The organism is Halodesulfovibrio marinisediminis DSM 17456 (assembly GCF_900129975.1).
Taxonomy (GTDB): Bacteria; Desulfobacterota; Desulfovibrionia; order Desulfovibrionales; family Desulfovibrionaceae; genus Halodesulfovibrio; species Halodesulfovibrio marinisediminis.
On record NZ_FSRG01000003.1, the window covers coordinates 470,942 to 491,165 of the forward strand.

20 protein-coding genes and 6 tRNA genes are annotated in these 20,224 nt (G+C 44.9%); 15 read left to right on the forward strand and 11 right to left on the reverse strand.

The window, feature by feature from the left end:
- The first annotated feature begins 41 nt into the window (after nucleotides 1-41).
- From BUR09_RS02320 to BUR09_RS02345, 6 genes are all read left to right on the forward strand, one after another.
- On the forward strand, nucleotides 42-1,142 hold the full coding sequence (locus tag BUR09_RS02320) for a glycosyltransferase family 4 protein (RefSeq protein ID WP_074215339.1): 1,101 nt from the start codon (nucleotides 42-44) through the stop codon (nucleotides 1,140-1,142).
- A 111-nt stretch (nucleotides 1,143-1,253) separates the two neighbouring features.
- Nucleotides 1,254-2,276, forward strand: a complete 1,023-nt coding sequence (locus BUR09_RS02325; RefSeq protein ID WP_084539294.1) for a threonine aldolase family protein — start codon at nucleotides 1,254-1,256, stop codon at nucleotides 2,274-2,276.
- Between the two features lie 347 nt (nucleotides 2,277-2,623).
- Nucleotides 2,624-3,562, forward strand: a complete 939-nt coding sequence (locus BUR09_RS02330; RefSeq protein WP_074215341.1) for a DnaJ C-terminal domain-containing protein — start codon at nucleotides 2,624-2,626, stop codon at nucleotides 3,560-3,562.
- 37 nt (nucleotides 3,563-3,599) lie between these two features.
- Nucleotides 3,600-3,929, forward strand: coding sequence for a chaperone modulator CbpM (locus BUR09_RS02335; protein WP_139296719.1), 330 nt, complete (start codon nucleotides 3,600-3,602; stop codon nucleotides 3,927-3,929).
- 54 nt (nucleotides 3,930-3,983) lie between these two features.
- Nucleotides 3,984-6,599, forward strand: coding sequence for an ATP-dependent chaperone ClpB (gene clpB / locus BUR09_RS02340; RefSeq protein ID WP_074215342.1), 2,616 nt, complete (start codon nucleotides 3,984-3,986; stop codon nucleotides 6,597-6,599).
- A gap of 70 nt (nucleotides 6,600-6,669) precedes the next feature.
- Nucleotides 6,670-7,251, forward strand: a complete 582-nt coding sequence (locus BUR09_RS02345) for a peptidylprolyl isomerase (protein WP_074215343.1) — start codon at nucleotides 6,670-6,672, stop codon at nucleotides 7,249-7,251.
- Between the two features lie 225 nt (nucleotides 7,252-7,476).
- Here the strand turns inward: BUR09_RS02345 and BUR09_RS02350 are convergent.
- Nucleotides 7,477-7,553: transfer RNA gene (locus tag BUR09_RS02350), tRNA-Pro, on the reverse strand.
- A gap of 335 nt (nucleotides 7,554-7,888) precedes the next feature.
- Between BUR09_RS02350 and pnuC the strand changes: the two genes are divergently transcribed.
- Both pnuC and BUR09_RS02360 read left to right on the forward strand, forming a co-directional pair.
- Entirely contained in the window at nucleotides 7,889-8,521 is a 633-nt protein-coding gene (pnuC, locus tag BUR09_RS02355; protein WP_074215344.1) for a nicotinamide riboside transporter PnuC, read from the forward strand.
- The gene (locus tag BUR09_RS02360; RefSeq protein WP_074215345.1) at nucleotides 8,506-9,075 is read left to right on the forward strand and encodes an AAA family ATPase; all 570 of its coding nucleotides are present in this window, start codon (nucleotides 8,506-8,508) and stop codon (nucleotides 9,073-9,075) included. The genes pnuC and BUR09_RS02360 overlap by 16 nt, the downstream gene beginning before the upstream one ends.
- A gap of 199 nt (nucleotides 9,076-9,274) precedes the next feature.
- On the opposite strand, the gene BUR09_RS02365 is transcribed toward BUR09_RS02360, so the two are convergent.
- From BUR09_RS02365 to BUR09_RS02405, 9 genes are all read right to left on the reverse strand, one after another.
- Nucleotides 9,275-9,351: transfer RNA gene (locus BUR09_RS02365), tRNA-Pro, on the reverse strand.
- A 233-nt stretch (nucleotides 9,352-9,584) separates the two neighbouring features.
- Nucleotides 9,585-9,661: transfer RNA gene (locus BUR09_RS02370), tRNA-Pro, on the reverse strand.
- Between the two features lie 155 nt (nucleotides 9,662-9,816).
- Entirely contained in the window at nucleotides 9,817-10,503 is a 687-nt protein-coding gene (locus BUR09_RS02375) for a DUF554 domain-containing protein (RefSeq protein WP_084539295.1), read from the reverse strand.
- A gap of 172 nt (nucleotides 10,504-10,675) precedes the next feature.
- Nucleotides 10,676-10,752, reverse strand: a tRNA-Pro gene (locus tag BUR09_RS02380).
- 190 nt (nucleotides 10,753-10,942) lie between these two features.
- Nucleotides 10,943-11,019: transfer RNA gene (locus tag BUR09_RS02385), tRNA-Pro, on the reverse strand.
- Between the two features lie 233 nt (nucleotides 11,020-11,252).
- Nucleotides 11,253-11,329 (reverse strand) — tRNA-Pro (locus tag BUR09_RS02390).
- Between the two features lie 62 nt (nucleotides 11,330-11,391).
- Nucleotides 11,392-11,895 (reverse strand): cob(I)yrinic acid a,c-diamide adenosyltransferase, encoded by a 504-nt coding sequence (locus BUR09_RS02395; RefSeq protein ID WP_074215346.1) that lies wholly within the window; start codon nucleotides 11,893-11,895, stop codon nucleotides 11,392-11,394.
- Nucleotides 11,882-12,922 (reverse strand): AmmeMemoRadiSam system radical SAM enzyme, encoded by a 1,041-nt coding sequence (gene amrS / locus BUR09_RS02400; RefSeq protein WP_074215347.1) that lies wholly within the window; start codon nucleotides 12,920-12,922, stop codon nucleotides 11,882-11,884. The genes BUR09_RS02395 and amrS overlap by 14 nt, the downstream gene beginning before the upstream one ends.
- A gap of 6 nt (nucleotides 12,923-12,928) precedes the next feature.
- Nucleotides 12,929-13,249, reverse strand: coding sequence for a hypothetical protein (locus BUR09_RS02405; RefSeq protein ID WP_074215348.1), 321 nt, complete (start codon nucleotides 13,247-13,249; stop codon nucleotides 12,929-12,931).
- 89 nt (nucleotides 13,250-13,338) lie between these two features.
- Here BUR09_RS02405 and purM point away from each other — a divergent pair, with 89 nt between their 5' ends.
- Nucleotides 13,339-14,394 carry a phosphoribosylformylglycinamidine cyclo-ligase gene (gene purM / locus BUR09_RS02410; protein WP_074215349.1) on the forward strand — a complete coding sequence of 352 codons (1,056 nt, stop codon included), beginning with the start codon at nucleotides 13,339-13,341 and terminating at the stop codon, nucleotides 14,392-14,394.
- A 144-nt stretch (nucleotides 14,395-14,538) separates the two neighbouring features.
- On the forward strand, nucleotides 14,539-15,468 hold the full coding sequence (locus BUR09_RS02415) for a hypothetical protein (RefSeq protein WP_074215350.1): 930 nt from the start codon (nucleotides 14,539-14,541) through the stop codon (nucleotides 15,466-15,468).
- Between the two features lie 70 nt (nucleotides 15,469-15,538).
- On the opposite strand, the gene BUR09_RS02420 is transcribed toward BUR09_RS02415, so the two are convergent.
- Nucleotides 15,539-15,733, reverse strand: coding sequence for a twin-arginine translocase TatA/TatE family subunit (locus BUR09_RS02420; protein WP_074215351.1), 195 nt, complete (start codon nucleotides 15,731-15,733; stop codon nucleotides 15,539-15,541).
- 155 nt (nucleotides 15,734-15,888) lie between these two features.
- On the opposite strand from BUR09_RS02420, the gene BUR09_RS02425 reads away from it, so the two are divergent.
- From BUR09_RS02425 to BUR09_RS02445, 5 genes are all read left to right on the forward strand, one after another.
- The gene (locus tag BUR09_RS02425) at nucleotides 15,889-17,514 is read left to right on the forward strand and encodes a rhodanese-like domain-containing protein (RefSeq protein WP_074215352.1); all 1,626 of its coding nucleotides are present in this window, start codon (nucleotides 15,889-15,891) and stop codon (nucleotides 17,512-17,514) included.
- Between the two features lie 3 nt (nucleotides 17,515-17,517).
- Nucleotides 17,518-17,934: a hypothetical protein gene (locus BUR09_RS02430; RefSeq protein ID WP_074215353.1), complete on the forward strand. Its 417-nt coding sequence runs from the start codon at nucleotides 17,518-17,520 to the stop codon at nucleotides 17,932-17,934.
- Nucleotides 17,935-17,946: 12 nt separating this feature from the next.
- Nucleotides 17,947-18,807 (forward strand): hypothetical protein, encoded by an 861-nt coding sequence (locus BUR09_RS02435; protein WP_074215354.1) that lies wholly within the window; start codon nucleotides 17,947-17,949, stop codon nucleotides 18,805-18,807.
- Nucleotides 18,808-19,070: 263 nt separating this feature from the next.
- On the forward strand, nucleotides 19,071-19,739 hold the full coding sequence (locus BUR09_RS02440) for an HAD family hydrolase (RefSeq protein WP_074215355.1): 669 nt from the start codon (nucleotides 19,071-19,073) through the stop codon (nucleotides 19,737-19,739).
- Between the two features lie 137 nt (nucleotides 19,740-19,876).
- Nucleotides 19,877-20,182: a YggT family protein gene (locus BUR09_RS02445; protein WP_139296720.1), complete on the forward strand. Its 306-nt coding sequence runs from the start codon at nucleotides 19,877-19,879 to the stop codon at nucleotides 20,180-20,182.
- Nucleotides 20,183-20,224 lie beyond the last annotated feature (42 nt).

The following is a 20,224-nucleotide window of genomic DNA, read 5'->3' on the forward strand; positions in this document are numbered from 1 at the left end:
TACACTTGCGTTCTGAGCGTGTAGCTGTCATGAGTCCACACATGAAAACGATACAGATAATAAATGTACGCTGGTTTAATGCCACTGCCTGGTATGGGTTGTACCTTGCCCGCTTGCTGCGCGAGGCAGGTCATGAGACATTGGTCATTACTCAACCGGGTACAGAAGCGGACGATAAAGCGAAAGAATGGGGTTTTACCCCGTTGCATTTTGATTTGAACAGTTCAAATCCGCTTAAGCTCATACGTGCATATGCGCAATTGTATAAGCTTATTAAAGAATTTTCTCCAGATGTTGTCAATTGTCATCGTGGTGAAGGATTTATTCTCTGGGGGCTACTGCGCAAGTATCTTGGATCGTTTAAACTTGTACGAACAAGGGGAGACCAGCGTCTTCCTAAGAATAATCTTCCTAACCGCTGGTTACATACCAACGTTGCTGATGCTGTTGTTGCTACAAACAGTGTAATGGCAAAGCATTTTATTTCTAAGCTGCATGTGCCAGAACATAAAGTATCTACTATTTTTGGTGGGGTAGATACAGGAAAGTTTATGTTTAAGGCTGAAGGGCGTGCTGATTTTCGTAAAAAACTTGGGTACGATGACTCTCATTTTGTCGTGTCCATGCTCGGCCGTTTTGATGAAGTAAAAGGGCAAAAAGAGCTTATCGAAGCTGTGGGCAAGCTGTACAATGAAAAAGGTATGAAGCATCTTCGCCTTATGTTGCTTGGCTTCGAAACAGCAACGTCTCAAGTAGAAGTGGAATCATGGATTGCTGACAATAATATTCAGGAGATAACCCGCATCACCGGTGTGGTTCCTGATGTGTCTGCTGCTATTTCTGCTATGGACTTAGGTGTGATTGCATCCAAATGGTCAGAAACAATTGCCCGTGCCGCTTTTGAAATTATGGCATGCAAACGTCCTCTTATTTCCACTGGTGTAGGCGTTATGCCGGACTTTATGGATGAGGAAGCCATGTTTGAAGCAGGTAGTGCTGATGCCTTGGTTGGAGCCATTGAGCGTGCGGCAAAAGATGAAGTTTACCGTCAGCGGATTCTTGAATCACAACAAAAAGAGATTGCTGAACTTTCCGAACAGCATTTTCTGGAAAAAACGCTCGACTTGTATTCAAAACTGTAGCGTTGAGTGTTGGTTGTAAGCAAAAGGACGTTGCAATCTGAAATTTTACGGAGCCGCTTCTTTCGAGAAGCGGCTGTTCTTCGTGTTTTATAGCGATAAAGGAGCTAAATCGTGATTAACTTTGCCAGTGATAACTATTCTGGAGTGCATCCACGTATCATGCAAGCTCTTACGGCTGCAAATACAGGCTGTGCCTGTGCATACGGTGATGATACATATACAGCAGATGCTGATGCTGCGTTTAAGGCATTATTCGGCGACGATATTGCTTCTTATGTAATGGTTAACGGCACGGGTGCGAATGTACTCGGATTGGCTGCGCTTATGAGACCATATCATGCAGTTGTGTGTTCAGAGATAGCACATATTAATGTTGACGAAACAGGTGCGCCGGAAAATGTGCTTGGCAGTAAGCTTCTTACTGTAGATTCGAAAGACGGTAAGCTTACGCCGAAAGATGTTGAGCAGTTCCTTTTTGCAAAGGGAGTTGTGCACCATAGCCAGCCTAAAGTTATCTCTATTACTCAGTCTACAGAATACGGTGCTGTGTATACGCCTGAAGAAGTAAAAGCGCTTGGTGATTTTGCCCGTGAACATGACATGTATTTGCATATGGACGGTGCTCGTATTGCCAATGCAGCCGCAGCGCTTGGGGTGGATGTTGCTTCATTTACCCGTGATGCAGGCGTACATGTACTTTCCTTTGGTGGCACTAAGAACGGTATGATGTTTGGCGAGGCTGTTGTTTTCTTTGATAAAAAGCTTGCGGAAGGCTTTGAGTATCTGCGTAAACAGAATCTCCAGCTGCTTTCAAAAATGCGCTATGCTTCTTGCCAGTTTGTTGAGCTACTGCGTGATGATCTGTGGTTACAAACAGCTCGTAATTCCAATGCAATGGCAAAACGTCTTGCAGAAGGCCTTGCAGGTATTCCGGGTGTCGAAATTTGCAACAAGGTTGATGTAAACTCTGTGTTTGCGATTATCAGCCCTGAGCATCAGGAAGAATTGCATAAGCAGTTTGCATTTTATGAGTGGAATGAGGCCACACATGAAGTGCGACTTGTTTGTTCATTCGACACAACTGAGCAAGAAGTCGATAGTTTCATTGCCGCAGCAAAAGCTATTTGCCGATAGTTTTTTTGTAAGAAAAATAAGTGTGTTATTGAGAAGCAGCACGTTGCCTGAATAAAGTAAACGGGCAATGTGCTGTTTTTTATTGTCAATATTACAGTGGGGCGGGGTTGACTCAAAAAATCTTGAACCTATTGTAGTGTTGTATCTATTTGTTCAGCATATAGAAAATGGCTGTTGTTCTCAGGACGCTGGGGAGCAGTAGTTTTATATATGATTCGATTGCGTTGAGGGACAATAAATAAGAGTCCTTACACATTGTTTGCGTAATACTAAAACGGTGTGCACAGCGCCCATATCGAATTTTATTGTTTAAAAAAATACGTATTTTTATATAGATAGGGGTGATCATGGCTGTTGAGTACAAAGATTACTATAAAATTTTAGGTGTATCCAAGACCGCGGGAAAAGATGAAATTTCTCGTGCGTTTAAAAAGCTTGCGCGCAAATACCATCCTGACTTGAACTCTAATAATCCTGAAGCAGAAAAGAAATTTAAAGAAGCCAATGAAGCGTATGAAGTGCTTAAGGATCCTGAAAAACGACGCATGTACGATCAGCTTGGTCCAAACTGGCAGCAGGGTCAGCATTTTGGTGGAGCTGGTGGTTTCCAAGGTCAGCAATTTGGTGGCTTTCAGGGTGGCGGTGACTTTAGCGACTTCTTTGAGACTATCTTTGGCGGTGGTGGCTTCCAGGGTGCTGGCGGTTTTCAGGGCTTTGGTGGACAGGGTGGTTATGCAAACCGTCCACAGCGTGGACGTGATGTTGAAGCCTCTTTGTCCTTAACACTGGAAGAAGCTTACCATGGTGGCCGCAAGTCTATCACTCTTTCTGAAGCAGGTGGCGGTACCAAAGCTTTGGAAGTGAATATTCCTGCTGGCATTAAAGACGGTGCTCGTATCCGCTTATCTGGTCAGGGAGATCAGGGATATGCTGGGGGGCCTGCTGGGGATTTGTACCTTAAAGTTACCATTGCACCGCATCATCGATTCACCCTTGATGGTTTGAATATTATTCTCGACCTGCCGCTTTCTCCTTGGGAAGCAGCTTTGGGAACAGAAGTAACCGTGCCGACCTTGGATGGTAACGTTAGCTTACGGATAGCACCAGGTACCGGTAGCGGACGCAAGCTGCGTTTACGCGGCAAGGGGCTTGGTGGCACCTCCAATAAAGGCGACCAGTTTGTACGAATTAAAATTGTTGTTCCGGAATCTGCTACAGATAAGCAAAAGGAACTATGGGATGAGCTTGCAAAAGAATGTGGAAGCTTTAGCCCGCGTGACTTTTAATATGATGTAATATCTTCGCAAATACGGGAGGCTTGCAATGGCACGTACCATTATAGAGATACAGGCTATATCTGAAGAATTGCCCGTTCGATCGGATCGCATTGCATGGGCTCAGTTTTTGGAGCTTACGGGAATTCATCCTTCAAGGTTGGGCGAGTTGCTCGAGATGGAATGGATTATTCCTGCTAAGGCTGCGAATAAACATTACTTGTTTACTCGTAAGGATGTGTTTCGTGTACGTAAGCTTATCCGTATTTGTGACGATTTTAATTTAACCCCGACAGGTGGTTCGATCATTGTAGATTTGCTCGAACGCGTTGAGGAGTTGGAGCGTAAAGTACAGGAACTTGAATCCGCTGCGGAATAATACCGTACCTGCGATTAGATATTTCAATATGTTCAATGATTCGGAGAATGCAAGATGGATTTAAATCAGTTCACTGAAAAATCTCAGGCAGCCATCAGCGAGGCACAGAACATTGCAATTCGTTTCGGACACCAGCAGGTAGATGTTGATCATCTCGTACTTGCTTTGGTGGATCAGGAGCAGGGACTTGTTCGACGTATTTTAGAGCGTGTGAATGTTGATCCTGCCCGCTTTGGTTTTGCATTAGAGAAAGAAATTCGCAAAAGACCTTCCGTGAGTGGTCCGGGTGCCAGTCATGATACTATTTATGTGACCCAGCAGTTGAATCAGCTGTTGGTACGTGCGCAGGATTTTGCAAAGCGCATGAAAGACGAGTTCGTTAGCGTTGAGCACTTGTTTTGCGTAGCATTGGAACCTCCAATAGCTCCTGCTGTTGCGACTGTTATTAAGGATATGAACGTTTCTTATGAGGACGTGTTAAAATCTCTTAACGAAGTTCGCGGCGCACAGCGTGTCACATCACAAAATCCAGAAAATACGTACGAGGCACTGATCAAATACGGTCGTGACCTTGTTGATGAAGCTCGCAGGGGTAAACTTGATCCTGTAATCGGGCGAGATTCAGAGATCCGCCGTATTGTCCGTATTCTTTCCCGGCGTACTAAAAACAACCCTGTAATCATTGGTGAGGCAGGTGTTGGTAAGACAGCTATTGTAGAAGGGCTGGCGCACCGTATTCTTAACGGTGATGTACCGGAAAGCTTGAAAGACAAGAGCTTGTTTGCGCTTGATATGGGCTCCCTGATTGCGGGTGCCAAGTATCGTGGTGAGTTTGAAGAACGTCTTAAAGCGGTTCTTGCAGAAATTGAAAAGTCTGAAGGCCGTATTTTAATGTTTATCGATGAGCTTCATCTTATTGTTGGTGCAGGTAAAACGGAAGGTGCAATGGATGCAGGTAACTTGCTTAAACCAATGCTTGCCAGAGGCGAGTTGCACTGCATCGGCGCTACCACACTGGATGAATACCGCAAGTACATAGAAAAAGATCCTGCTTTGGAACGTCGATTCCAGCCGCTTCTTGTGACACAGCCGTCTATTGAGGATACTATTTCTATTCTTCGCGGATTGAAGGAGCGTTTTGAAGTACACCATGGTGTGCGCATCAGCGACTCCGCTATCGTAGAAGCGGTAACGCTTTCCGATAGATATATTTCTGACCGTCAGCTTCCGGATAAGGCTATTGACCTTATTGATGAAGCAGCGGCTATGATACGTACAGAAATCGATTCCTTGCCTGCAGAGCTAGACGAAGTAAACCGCAAGATTATGCAGCTTGAAATTGAACGTGAGGCTCTTCGCAAAGAAACAGATGATGCATCACATGAGCGTCTGGAAAAACTTGAAAATGAGCTTTCTGAACTGCGCGGCAGCCATGCTGATCTCATGTCCAGATGGGAAAAAGAAAAGGGTGCAATTGATTCGCAGCGGGAATTGAAAGAACAGATTGAAGAAACCAAACGTAAGATTGAAGAAGCTGAACGTAATTATGATTTGAATACAGCAGCGCAGCTTAAATATTCTGTACTGAATGATCTTGAAAATCGCTTGAACTCTGAGCAGGAAGAAGAAAAAGACGAAGAACGTCTGTTGAAAGAAGAAGTTCGTCCGGAAGATGTTGCTGACATTGTGGCGCGTTGGACAGGCATTCCTGTAACACGGCTTGTTGAATCTGAGCGGGAAAAGCTTTTGCGCTTGCCTGATGAGCTGCATCAACGTGTAGTAGGGCAGGATGAAGCGGTTGAAGCTGTTTCTGAGGCTGTTTTGCGTTCACGTGCCGGACTTTCTGATCCTAACCGACCTATTGGTTCCTTTATTTTCTTAGGACCTACTGGTGTTGGTAAAACAGAGTTATGTAAGTCTTTGGCAGAAGCCTTGTTTGATTCAGAAGACAACATTGTACGTCTCGATATGAGTGAATACATGGAGAAGCATACGGTGGCACGTCTTGTCGGCGCACCTCCAGGTTATGTGGGATTTGATGAAGGTGGGCAACTTACAGAGGCTGTGCGTCGTAAGCCATACTGCGTTGTGCTTTTTGATGAAATTGAAAAAGCGCATCCGGATGTATTCAATACTCTGTTGCAGATTCTGGATGATGGCCGTCTGACAGACAGCCATGGACGAACAGTTAATTTCAAAAACACAATTATCATTATGACCTCCAACGTCGGTGCGCCGTTGTTGCTTGAGGGTATCTCTCCGGATGGGCATCTCGCTGATGATGTGCGGGATATCGTAATGCAGGAACTTCGCAAGTACTTCAGACCGGAGTTTTTGAACCGCGTTGACGAAACTGTACTCTTTAAACCGTTGTTGCGCGAACAGATCAAAGAGATTATTGATCTTCTTCTGGCTCGACTGCGTGGTAGACTGGAAGGTCGTAAGATTACGTTGGAACTTACAGAAGCTGCGCGTAATTTTATAGCAGACAATGCCTATGACCCAGTGTACGGTGCTCGTCCACTGCGACGCTATTTGCAGCAGAAAGTTGAGACGACGCTTGCACGCAAGCTTATCGGTGGTGAGTTACGAGAAGGTCAGCATGTTGTTATTGACGTTGTTCAAGCGGATGATGAGTTCGAAGATTTGCAATTTACTATTTCATCATAGGAATATTGCAGATAGATGCTGCTTTTGATAATGCACCTGCAATCAATTTAAGAATATGGAGAGAGTGCACATGCGACTTTTAAAATTACTTGGCGCAGTAGCGCTTCTTTTTGCAACATTCACCTCCAGCGCAGCGCTGGCTAAAGGGGAACCTGTTTTGATTAAATTTGAAACTACAATGGGCAACTTTGTTGTTGAACTCGATACAGAAAAAGCTCCAGAAAGCTCTAAAAACTTCGAACAGTACGTTCGTGACGGTTTCTACGATGGCACTATCTTCCATCGTGTAATCGACAACTTCATGGTTCAGGGCGGTGGCTTTGACACTGAAATGAACCAGAAGCCAACCCGTGAGCCAATCAAAAACGAAGCTGACAACGGTCTTGCTAACGATAAATACACTCTCGCTATGGCACGTACTCAGGATCCTGATTCTGCTACTGCTCAGTTCTTTATCAACGTTAAAGACAACGCATTCCTTAACCACACCGGTAAAACCGTAAGTGGCTGGGGCTACGCAGTGTTTGGTAAAGTTGTAGAAGGTACTGAAGTTATCGACGCAATGAAAGGTGTAAAAACCGGCAGCTTCGGTTTCCATCAGGACGTTCCTGTTGAGCAGATCGCTATTTTGAAAGCATACGTTGTAGAATAGGGTGTAACGCATGTTGCTGCATTCGTTGCGGCGGGGTGCTGATTCCTAGAATACAGAAAGGAGTTTCAGAGAAATCTGAAACTCCTTTTTTTATGCTGAGTGCAAGCGGGAGTAGAAAAAGTATTAAAGATTACCCGAGGCGGTGCTTGCTTTGCTGGGGGAGGCAATATGATAAAAATTGGATACAAAAAAAGCTCACAGCATTCACTGTGAGCTTTAAATTCGTGGTCGGAGAGACAGGATTCGAACCTGCGACCCTCTGGTCCCAAACCAGATGCGCTACCAACCTGCGCCACTCTCCGTCGCGAAGAAGTAACTAAGGAAATCTGGCGTTACTTGCAAGTAAAAAATGCAAAAAAGCGCTTTTTTTTCTAAATCTATGTATGACATAGTTGTGTCCCTCCACATATTGCGGTGTGGCTGTCGTTGGTTGGTGCGTTTACGATTGAAGGGTGTTGTACGGTAAAATGGATTTTGGTGACGAGTTGACCTTTGTACACTCAATCAATACATACATGCTTATGTGAACGAGAGTGTTGTCCTGTGGTCATCCACGGGCGCGCACAACTACTACCTTTTTACGCTACATTTATATGAGGTGCTTCTGCTCGTACCTGGCGCCTCAAAAGGAAATATAATGGAATTAGTAAACTTCATTCTCGGCTTTGTAGAAGCTATGAGTTGGGCTGAGCGTATTTCAATCGCAACAGGGTTAATTTATATTGTTCTGAGCGTTAGGCAAAAGCCGTTATGCTGGCCTATTGGTATCATTAGTGTTGGCATTTGGATGGTCGTTGTGTTTGACGGCAAGCTCTACATGGATGCCTTTCTTCAGTTCGTCTACGTAGTACTTGGTTTTTATGGTTGGTGGCAGTGGTTGCGTGGTGGTGAAAACGATACTCCGTTGCCAGTACGTACTGTTGATCGTGCTCTTGCGATGAAGCTCGCTGCCATTGGTGTAGTTGCAATCGCAATTTTTGGATATATTTCGCAAAACGTGTTACATGCTGCGTTTCCATGGCTTGATACCATTACAACCGTCATCAGTTTGATTGCCCAATACCTGCTGGCTCGTAAGTACTTGGAAAACTGGATTCTGTGGATTGTTGCGGACGCGATGTATATCTACATCTACTTTGCTAAAGGGTGGACTGGGTACAGCGGTCTTATGGCGGTATACACGATTATGGCTGTTGCTGGTTTCTATAGCTGGTACAAATCCATGCAGACAGAATCTGTAAGCGCAGAGGGCAAATGTCAGACTGCATAACTGCTAAAAGAGTGGGAGCAGGGGGCAGTTCTCCCGTTCGCATTGTGCTGACCGGTTCTGAATGTACAGGTAAATCTACGTTGGGTGCCATGCTCGCAGAGCATTACGGCGTTCCATATGTAGAAGAATATTTGCGTGAGTACTTTATTGCTAATGACGGGGTGCTTACGCTTGAAGACGCCGTTCCTATTGCAAAGGGGCAGTTGAAGGCAGAGCTTGCTGTAGAGACTCAAGAGCCTCGTTTTTTGCTCTGTGACACGAATATGTTGTCTTCTGCTGTGTATAATAAGTATTACTATGGAACAAATCCTGAGTGGATTGAATCTGCCTTATTGCAGCGTGAGTACACTTTGTACTTGCTCTGTGGAGTAGATATTCCGTGGGAAGATGATGGGCAGCGGGACAGACCTGAAGAGCGCGAATACATGCAAGGTTTATTTCAAAAAGAATTGGAAGACCGAAATCTTGCTTTTGTGAAGATTCAGGGGACACGGCAGGAGCGCTTTGCACGTGCAGTAGAAGCCATTGACGTTATTTTGTCAGCAGCCAATTAATTTCGAAATTGCGTAAAGAAAACGCCTTTGTGTGAAAACGCAGAGGCGTTTTTTTGTTGAAATAGAGTGTGGTGATTGGGGAGTGGCAGCAAGAGCGCTGTTTTTTACTTGCGTTAAGAGTTATCCGCTGAGCGGGATGTAACCGCTAGGTTGTTGATACAAAAAAAGCTCACAGTGTTCACTGTGAGCTTTAAATTCGTGGTCGGAGAGACAGGATTCGAACCTGCGACCCTCTGGTCCCAAACCAGATGCGCTACCAACCTGCGCCACTCTCCGTCGCGAAGAAGTAACTAAGGAAATCTGGCGTTACTTGCAAGTAAAAAATGCAGAAAAAACGAAATTTATGTAAAAAAGGAACGAGTTCCATTGATTCTCAAGGAGAAAACGAGTTCATGTCCTATGAACCCTTCATGAGATATAGAAAATTGAGGTGCAGAATCGAGCAGTCTCAGTTTTATGTCGCTGAAAACGAAAAAGCTCACAGTTTTCACTGTGAGCTTTAAATTCGGTGGTCGGAGAGACAGGATTCGAACCTGCGACCCTCTGGTCCCAAACCAGATGCGCTACCAACCTGCGCCACTCTCCGTCGCGAAGAAGTAACTAAGGAAAACCTGACCGACTTGCAAGTAAAAAATGCAGAAAAAACGAAATTTATGTAAAAAAGGACTCGTTTGTTTGGTTTTCAATATAAAAAAGTGGCTTTTTTCGTTTTCAGTCTTGGTAGTAGTGCTTATTGATTCGTTATCCTAAGAAATAGGTAAGAATCGGTGCAAAGAATAGAGCAGGCAGCATGTTGGTTAACGAAATGGTGCGAAGTTCGAGCAAGCTGATGCCAATTCCGATAATGAGTGCGCCGCCTGTTGCTGTGAGTTCAGTCATCATGCCTTCAGTCATGATTGGCTGCAGGTAGGTTGCAAGTTCTGTGAGGGTTCCCTGATAAAGAAAAACCGGAAGAGCAGAAAACAGAACACCAGCGCCGTAGGTGGCAGCAAAGGCCATAGCAGCAAATCCATCAAGGATGGATTTAGTGAACAGGATTGTATGTTCGCCCCGCAGGCCCTCTTCAAAAGATCCGAGTATTGCCATAGATCCGATACAGAAGAGCACAGACGTAGAAACAAATCCTTCTGTGAATTTTGAGTTGCTCGATTTTATGAGTGTTTTGAGTTTGTCTGCGGCTTTTGTGAGTCTTTTTTCTAAATTAAGCAGTTCACCTGTGATGGAGCCGAGAAGTACGCTGAAAACGAGAACTAATAGGTTCTTGCTTTGCATACCCATTTGAATGCCGATGATCAGAACGCACAACCCCAAGCCAGAAAAAACAATATGCCGTACCCGTTCTGGCAGGCGTCCGCCAAGGGCCAGCCCGCATACGCCTCCTACGATAATACAGGCGACATTAAAGAATGAACCAAGAGGAAGTATCACAGTTGTAACTCCAAAAAATGACAAGTTTGTTAATAAGGGGTTTGGTACGATGTATCTGCTCTAAAAGAAAGCGATATTTTTCGGGGAAGCTGTTTTTTGTAGAGGAGTGAGCTTGTCAGGGGAAATTGGGCACAAAAAAAGCTCACAGTGTCTACTGTGAGCTTTAAATTCGTGGTCGGAGAGACAGGATTCGAACCTGCGACCCTCTGGTCCCAAACCAGATGCGCTACCAACCTGCGCCACTCTCCGTCGCGAAGAAGTACTAAGGGAAACTGACGGAACTTGCAAGAAAAAAATGTATTTTTTTTATTTCATCACATTTTTTATTATTACTTGATGGATTCGGCTACATTTGATGCTTCCTTCATCTTGTAGGTACTTGCAGTTTTCATAAGATACGAAAAAAGCTCACAGCATTCACTGTGAGCTTTAAATTCGGTGGTCGGAGAGACAGGATTCGAACCTGCGACCCTCTGGTCCCAAACCAGATGCGCTACCAACCTGCGCCACTCTCCGTCGCGAAAGAAGTACTAAGGAAAACTCTAAAGACTTGCAAGTAAAAAATGCAGAAAAAATCAAATTTATGCATTTTAGAAACGAGTTCCATTGATTCTCAAGGAGAAAACGAGTTCATGTCCTATGAACCCTTCATGAGATATAGAAAATTGAGGTGCAGAATCGAGCAGTCTCAGTTTTATGTCGCTGAAAACGAAAAAGCTCACAGTTTTCACTGTGAGCTTTAAATTCGGTGGTCGGAGAGACAGGATTCGAACCTGCGACCCTCTGGTCCCAAACCAGATGCGCTACCAACCTGCGCCACTCTCCGTCGCGAAGAAAGTTTTTAGGGAAAAGTCCTCCCGTTGGCAAGAGGAAATTTATAAATTTATGTTAAAACTCTATTCCTTCCTGTGCCGGAACGCCTGCTTTATAATGATGCTTGATCTCTGTCATTTCGGTTACGAGGTCTGCTTCATTAATAAGCCATTGCGGGGCATTTCTGCCGGAAAGTACTAGATGGGTGTCATTGTTTCTTGCCAGCGCTATTAATTCTTCGAGTTCTTCACGCGTAATAAGCTTGGAAGAAAGAGCGTAGAGCGCTTCATCCAGCACAAGCATGTCAACATCAGGGATGCGTTCTTTTGCCCACCATATAAGCTTTTCAGAACTTGCCCGATGCTTTGGGAATTGTTCAGGCTTTGTAAGAAAACCATCTCCGGGAGCTAAAAAGAGGTCTCCTAATAATTTGTGGAGCACACGTTGCTCGCCCGCCTGATTGTCTCGTTTCATAAATTGCCCGAAGGCTACAGTGTGATCCTGCCCCAGTGCTCTAATAGCTTGACCGACAGATGCTGTTGTTTTTCCCTTACCGTTACCGGTGTTAACGAGAATCATGTATACTCCATACTCCTGGAATAGGTGTATCGCAGGTTGGACATTTTGAATAATCGCCTCTGGCTGCCGAGTAGCCTTTGCGTTCTATAACTATGGCGCCGCACTTAGGACACAGTGTGTCGCGTCCCTCGCGCCCTGGAATATTTCCTAGATATACATAATTCAGACCGGCTTCTTTGCCAATAGCAGCAGCTTTTCTAAGTGTTTCAATCGGCGTCGGAATGCGGTTTTGCATTTTATATGCTGGATGGAATCGTGAAATGTGCCATGGGGTGTCGCTGCCGAGTTCATCATTTATAAAACGGGCGATGGTGGAAAGTTCTTTTTCATCGTCATTCTCATCAGGAATAACAAGGGTGGTTACTTCCAGCCACCAATCCATTTCACGGATTATCTTCAGGTTACGCAGGACAGGACGGATGTGCGCCCCGCATATGTCGCTGTAAAATGATTCTGTAGCGCCTTTAAGGTCAATGTTGCAGGCATGGATAAGATCTTTCAGCTCTGCAAGGCATTCAGGGGATTGAAATCCATTTGAAACGAGAATGTTTTTTAACCCATGCTTGATAGCAAGCTTAGCTGTAGCCTCTACAAGTTCAAAAAATATAGTAGGTTCTGAGTACGTGTATGAAATAGATTGTGCGCCGGACTCAAGAGCAAGCTCAACAAGCCTTTCGGGTTTGGTGTGCTGTCCTAGAATTTGCCCTGTTAAACGTGGTGTTGTTGAGAGGGTGTAGTTTTGGCAAAATGAACATGTAAGGTTGCATCCAACTGTTCCGAAAGAGAATGAAGTGGTTCCGGGTAGAAAATGGTACAGCGGCTTTTTTTCAATCGGGTCAAGGTTGGCGGCTGCAACTTTGTCGAACACAAGAGTATACAGTTTTCCGTCAACATTTTTGCGCACACCGCATTTTCCGGTAGTGTCCGGTGCAATGTTGCAAAAATGGCTACATAATCTACACTGAACATTAACAGGTGTAGTGCCATCCGACTTTCCGAGTGTTTTCCATAATCTTGCTGGATGCATAACGACCTACTTTTTATAGTTTGAAATGTCTGGTTCTAATTTAATAATAACCGGATATTGACCGCTGGTGTATTTGTTGCAGTCCTCTTCTTTTTGCTTTTTCGGCTTAACACGTATGATTCTATCACCACTTAGGTAGTCTTCTTTGATAATGATCTCAGAAGAGTCAGTACCGATGACTCTGTCTTGCCTGTGCTCAATATGGTGCTTTTTGGCTGCAGATATTGAAGGTGTCAAAACTATTACACAAATTGCGATTGCAAAGAGCGTTAATAGCGCATTTTTTGGAGTAGATGAGGAATTCATTGTAATTGAAGTGTAGTGCATGTGTTTCTCCCTTGCTCTTTGTTTCGTAAAAGCCTATGTACGGGCTTCCCGAAGGATCTTGTTATCATACTAGTATCAAGGAGCAGATAATGTCTGAAGATCGTTCAAGAGCGTATACCGAAGCAGGTGTTGATATTAATGCAGGAAACGCCCTTGTTGATAGAATTAAGCACGTTGTAGCTGATACCCATACGAAAGGCGTACTTTCTGATATTGGCGGCTTCGGTGGCTTATTCAAACCGGATCTGTCGGGTATGGAAGAGCCTGTGCTCGTGTCCGGAACCGATGGTGTTGGAACTAAGCTCAAGTTGGCCTTCATGTTCGATAAACATGATACAGTAGGTATCGACCTCGTTGCCATGAGCGTTAATGATATTCTGGTTCAGGGTGCAAAGCCACTCTTTTTCCTTGATTATTTCGCCACAGGTAAGCTCGACGTTGATAAGGCCGAGCAGGTGGTTGCCGGTGTTGCAGCTGGCTGCCGTCAGTCCAAGATGGCACTGCTTGGCGGTGAGACCGCAGAAATGGCGGATATGTATGAAGAAGGCGAGTACGACCTTGCCGGATTCTGTGTTGGTATGGTGGATAATGCCAACATCGTAGACGGATCTGATATTCGCGTTGGTGACGCAATTATTGGTCTCAGTTCTACAGGTGTCCATTCCAATGGATACACCCTCGTACGTAAACTTTTTGAAAAGAGCGGACTTACCGGCGATGATATTATGCCGGGTACAGACAAAAAGGTGTCTGAAGTTCTGCTTGAGCCTACCGCAATTTACACAGAAACAGTGAACGTGCTCATGCGTGATTTCAACATCAAAGGCATGGTGCATGTGACTGGCGGTGGCTTCTACGACAATATTCCGCGCGTACTTCCTTCTTCTGTGCGTGCTTCTATCTCCTTTGGTTCATGGGATGTTCTTCCAGTGTTTAACTGGTTGAAAGAGCAGGGTGATTTGAGCTGGCCGGAAATGCTGCAGATCTTTAACTGTGGTGTTGGATATGTGCTTATTGTCAGCGCTGAAGACAAGGATGACGTTATGTCCCGTCTTGAAGCAATGAATCAGAAAGCATGGGTTATCGGCAACATTGAAAAGCGCGATGATCGGGAAGCAGAACAGGTTGATGTAGTTTTTGCATAACCCCTTTGCTACCTCCAGCTATTGCAATAAAGGCCGGTTCTCTTTTGGGAGCCGGTCTTTTTGTATATATAAAACTCTGGTGTTTTGCAGGGCGATACAGTACATTTGAACAACTGAAATTGTAAGGCATACAGTAGATTCAATATGATGAAACAAAAATTAGTTCTCGTTGGTTTAGCGTTTGCGGCTGTTCTTATGTTCAGTTCGCTTGTTCAGGCTCGCGTTGCGCAATCTGTCTGGTATGAATCAGTGCCTGAAGGTGCTGAAGAAGCTGCGTATTCGGTTCGCTCTCGTTCCGGTGCGTTGCAGGCAGCATTTGTAAATGCTGTGTTTGATGAGTCGCTGGAAATTATCGGCTATCCCATTACGGACGTGCGTAAAGAAGAGCTGCGTAAGTTCTTAGCTCCGAAAGCAAAAGCATATGTTTTAAGTTATCGTGAGTTGGGATCTACCCATATGGCAGACGGATACGGGCAGGAAATGTCAGTAGAAGTTTCTGTAAACAGTTCTTCATTAAGATCGGTGATAAAGCGTCTTGGGTTCTTTAAAACCAGGACGGCACCTGTTGTGTATAACCCGCAGTACTCAGGCGTACAGGACGCAACATGGGAAAAGTTGGGTCGTCTTCACCAGTTGTACGGTTTGCGTCCGGACCACAACTCATCGCTTATTTTGGTTATGAATCCTGTTGGTGATACGTGGGAACTGTCGCTTCAGGGCGAGGGTGCTCCGATTGCTGCTCAATCAAAAAATTTAGATGACGCATGGCATTCTGTGTGGGGGCAGTACTTCTCTCAGAGTACAAGTCCGCAGCCGATGGCTAATACCAGTAAAGGTGTGCTTCAGGTGCGTGGCTGGTTGTTCCCTGACGGAGTAGAAGCATTCGATAGAGTGCTGCGTGGCTGGGTGGGTTCTGCTTCCGGAGCGAGACTCGAGGCCGTGGTTATTCAGGCAGACTCTGTGTCTGCACGCTGGGTTGTGCAGACAAAAAATATTGATCAGGTTCTTACAAAGTTATCTGAGTATGTAAACGGGCGCGGGCTGACATACGAGTTTCAGCCAGCAGCCGAATAGGCTTTGATGAAATACAAAAAATCCCGAAGTACGATGTACTTCGGGATTTTTTGTAAGCCATAAGTGCTTGCTAGTCTTCTTTTTCTTCTTTCTTTTTTTCAGAAGAAGGAGTGACATCAATCTCATCAGGCTCGGTAGTAGCCTTTTTGAAGTTTTTAATGGCACGTCCAAGTCCGCCGCCGATTTCTGGAAGCTTGTTAGCTCCAAAAACGAGCAGAACGAGGACAAGAATAACTAATAATTCTGGAATACCGATACCGAACATAGTTCCCTCCATAGGATATGTTGCCGCTATACACACGGGGGGCTTACAGGTCAAGGGGTTGTTCTTGCGCTGTTTCCCGTAATATGTCGAATAACAAACGGAAAAAAGGCAGTACTCCGTTTGTTAAGTTTTTTAAGAAAAGAGGAAGTTTAAAAATGGAACGTATTGTTATTATAAGTTCTGGTTTGGCTGGTGCCAAGACCGCTGCGCGCATTAAAAGGCAGGCTCCGTCTGCTGAAGTTAACTTAGTTGTTCCTATTGAAGTTGAAGAAGGTTCTAAACAGGGAATATTTGGAAAAAATAATCCGCTGGCGCATGTTTCTTCTGTTTTGCTTGATGCTAAACAGATCAGCGTACTACCTATGACTTCCATGGAAATGGATTTTAAAAATAAAACCGTTCATGCTTCTTCTCCGCAGGGCAGCATTCCAATTCGTTACACAAAACTGATTATGGAAATTGATGCTGCTCCAAGATTGCCTCGTGCTGTCCGTGGGGCGCAGAATGTTATCCCTTGGCCGCTGGAGCAGGCTGGCCTTGTAGATGAATGGCTGGAAAGCTACAAGCCGCAGACTGCGGTAGTGTATGGTGGAGCTCACGCTTTATCACTTATTGATCCGCTTGTGCAGGCTGGAGTGTCTGTAACATGGGCGCGTTCAGAATGTGCCGAGTTTGATCCGGAATTCTGGCATGTTGTGAGCGATAAAGTTGAAGCAGGTGCGGAAGGCAAGGTTCGCGTTGTTCCTATGACAGAGGGACCCGTGACTCCTGAATTGACTCCTGAAGGTGATATTCGTGCATTAACCTGCGGTTCCGAATCTGTTGAGGGTGAAGTATTCTTCTGGGCAGATGCTCCGCGTGCTGTACACCCAATTGTTGCAGAGCAGGGTGTTGACCTTGACCCATCCGGTTTTATTTCTGTTAAGGAAGACTTTTCTTGCGGCCTTGAAGATGTCTACCTTTTCGGCTCAGCTGTGGCTGTAAAACGTGCCGAAGTGGCTGGAAAATCCAATGCTCCTTACGAGGCAAGCTCTGTGGATTCTCTTGTCAGTCATGGTCGTGTGTTGAGTTCCATCGTGTTGGAACAGCCAGTAACATGGAATGGTAGCTGTGCTTCTTCTCGCTATCAGGCCGCTGATTGTGTTGCGTTTCGTACTGGTCTTACACAGGCTGAAGCTGTTGCTGCTGGATATGAACCGGAGTTCGTTATTTTTGACGCAGCTCCTGTCCTTGCAGATATTAAATCAGATGCTGTTATAAAACTTGTGTGTGACAAAGCTACAGACGTTGTGCTTGGTGCACAGGTTTGTGGTGCGTTAGAGGCTGCTTGGATTGATGCTGTAGCTTCCGGCACAGCGGTAGCTCTTGCAGGTAATATGACTGTTCAGGCTCTTTCCTGTGTGGATATGGCTGCTGGCGGTATGGTGCTTCGTAAGGCTGCTTCCATGCTCTCTAACAAGCTTGAAGAACGGATTTTTGGTATCACTCCAGATGAACTGATTGCATCTCGTGAAGCTGGTGCTAAGTTCTTTATTTTGGATCTCCGTGATCAGATTGCATGGCGTGCCGGACATATTCAAGACGCATATAATATTCCGTTTACCCAGCTTAAAAAGCGTTTGCAGGACGAAGTGCCACGCTTTACTCCGCTGGTAATCGTAAGTCATGATTCTGATATTCCGTACTCAATCGCTTGTTACCTCTATGGGCTTGGTGCAACCAGTCTGTATGTTCTTGATGGCGGAATGGAGTTGTGGCCGTACGATCTTGTTGCAGGGTAGCCTATGGGCGCTCAGGTTCAAAAACTTCCCGGCGTTCACTGTGCTTTTTATCAGCAGGGACGTTGCTTATATGAAGAACATATAAATCCTGGCGATCACGCAGAGTGGTCTTGTTCAGAGATTACCCGTTTTTTGAATGCATACGATGAATTCGTAGACCGCGCGGATAAGTTTTCTCTGGATGATGATCAAATAGCACAGTTGTGGGATTCGCATGAGGCGGAGTTGCCTCCGGCGGGAACAATGTGTCCGGATTTTTGTGTCGGAGCATGTAAGCAGTGTGCGGATGATAGTAATCTTACAGATTGTTGTTATGAATTGAACCTGATCTGCATTTTGAAATTACCTGTTTGTACCGGCGTTTGCCGCCGGTACAAACATTCTCAAACCTCCGAAGCAGCCTCTGGCTGTTCACGATAATTAGGGGACTTAATGAGCGCATCTGAATCGAAAAAAGTTACTCTTGTTATTCCAGCTGTGCAGCCGCAGCATGTGGCTGTTGACTTGCCGGAAGGAGTACTCTTTTGTTCTCCAGGGCTACGTGAGGCCACTGGTGCATCCTTTTTTGTTTCACCGGAGCTTCCAATGAATCCGTCAGAAGCTCGTGGACAGCTGCACGAATTGCTTCAATATGGTCTTTCTTTTCGTAGTGCCCGCGATATGTCCAGTGTGGTGTTAGCGGAGAAAGCTACACAGCATGATGCTCCTGAACCGCTGAACGATGAATTTGCCGATCTGGATGCTTTTGCTGCTACGGGTGAATTTGTACCGACAGAAAAAGAAGAGCCTGTTGTGGATGCGGTTTTGCAGGCTCGTATTGCTGCCCAGAAGACGTTGTTGCTTGCTTGGGATATGGAGCAGCGCATTGCCGAGCTTGGTGCTTTAAAAGATAAATTTACTGCTTCCAGCGCCAATATGGATGCAATTCTTGGCATTACGGATGAGGATGATCTGGAAGAACTCCCCGGAATAGAGCCTAAAGCGGCTTTGGTGGGGGATGTGGAAGAAGATTTGGGGATGCCATGGCGTGCTGTGGCAGCTGCAATTATAGAATTTTCGCCGAAAGATACCCGTTTTGTAGCGGTAAAAAAAGAACTGGCTGATGTTCTCACAGAAATTGGTGAGGATATTACACTGGATTCTATTACTGCCGAAGAATACGGTTTTTCATTGCCTGAGAATTTTGGTTGGAAGCTGTATTCTGTTAAGGCATATGAATTATTAGGACACACTCGTGTGCCGGAAGGCTGGGAATGCCTCAACCGGACAGTAGAAATTTTTACAGTAGCGTAGTTGTTAAAGGCACGATTTATTTTCTGCGTGTCAATATGGGACTGCTCTGTGACGTTCAGTAGTTAAGAGTTGGTTTGCTGGGGTTAGAAAAGATATATTCTCAAATACATTTATGTGTTTTTTAATGTAGTCTTTTTATACTGCTTATCGTACTCTTTGAACTAGTCAGATTTTTATTAGTTGCTGACGGCGCTGAAATCCTTTGTTGACAGCAAGCGATTGCTGCCAAGCTTGAGATTACGTGAAAAGTGGACGTAACAAGAATGAATTTTACGCCAGAATTATTGGACAACATGTTTCCAGACGGACTTGGTGGTCTTATCTTCGATTGTGACGGGGTAATGTTTGACACACGTGCCTGTAATATTGGATATTATAATCAGGTTCTAGATGTGTTGGGTATGCCTCCGTTGACCGAGGAACAGGAAGAGGTGGCGCATTATTCCTCAGTAATGGGGTTTTATGAAGCCATTGTGCCGAAAGAGAAGCACCATCTTATTCCTGAGGCACAGAAGAAGGTGAACTATGTCAAGACGGTTTTACCGCTCATGATACCGGAATCCGGTCTGTACGGGTTATTGGAAACGGCTGTCGAGCTTGGTCTTAAGCTTGCAGTATTTACTAACCGTTCCAACACAATGGAAATGGTGCTTGAACAGCATGATATGGATGGCTTTTTCCATCCTGTAATGACTGCTGCAAAAGTTGAGTGTAAACCTCACCCTGAGGGAGCGCTCGAAATCATGAAAGAATGGAACGAGTCAGCAGACCGAGTTGTATTTATTGGCGACAGTATTGTTGACGAAGAAGCAGCAAAACGTGCTGGAATTTCATTTTGGGCGTATAAAAACACGGACTTACGTGGCGTTCATATTAATGACTTTGAAAGAGTGAAGCAGATACTTATCGAGTGGTGTAACAGGTCTAAATAAAAGACTCTTTACAAAAAAATAAAAAAAATTGCCAATTTCGTCATTTTTTACTTGATAAGTAATCCATCATAATGGTTAAGTAGAACTTAGTGGAACTCCCCGAGATCTTTTATCCGTGGAGTGTAACCGGAGGCTTAATGGAGATTTTTGCCATGAATTTTGTAGTAGGGATTGCTGAAATTTTAAACGCAGTCTTAAGCATATACTTCTGGGTTGTTATTATTTCAGCGCTGCTTACATGGGTCAATCCTGATCCCTACAACCCAATTGTGCGCACATTAAGAAATCTTACAGAACCGGTATTTTACCGCATTCGTAAGTGGTTACCGTTCACATATTTCAACGGGCTGGATCTATCTCCCGTTGTGTTGCTGCTTGCAATTCAGTTTACACAGATTTTTGTTATCCGTTCCATGTACCAACTTGCCGGAGCTATTCACTAGCCTGGCAGTCCCTGTCAGAGCTAACCATGTGCCTGACAGTGG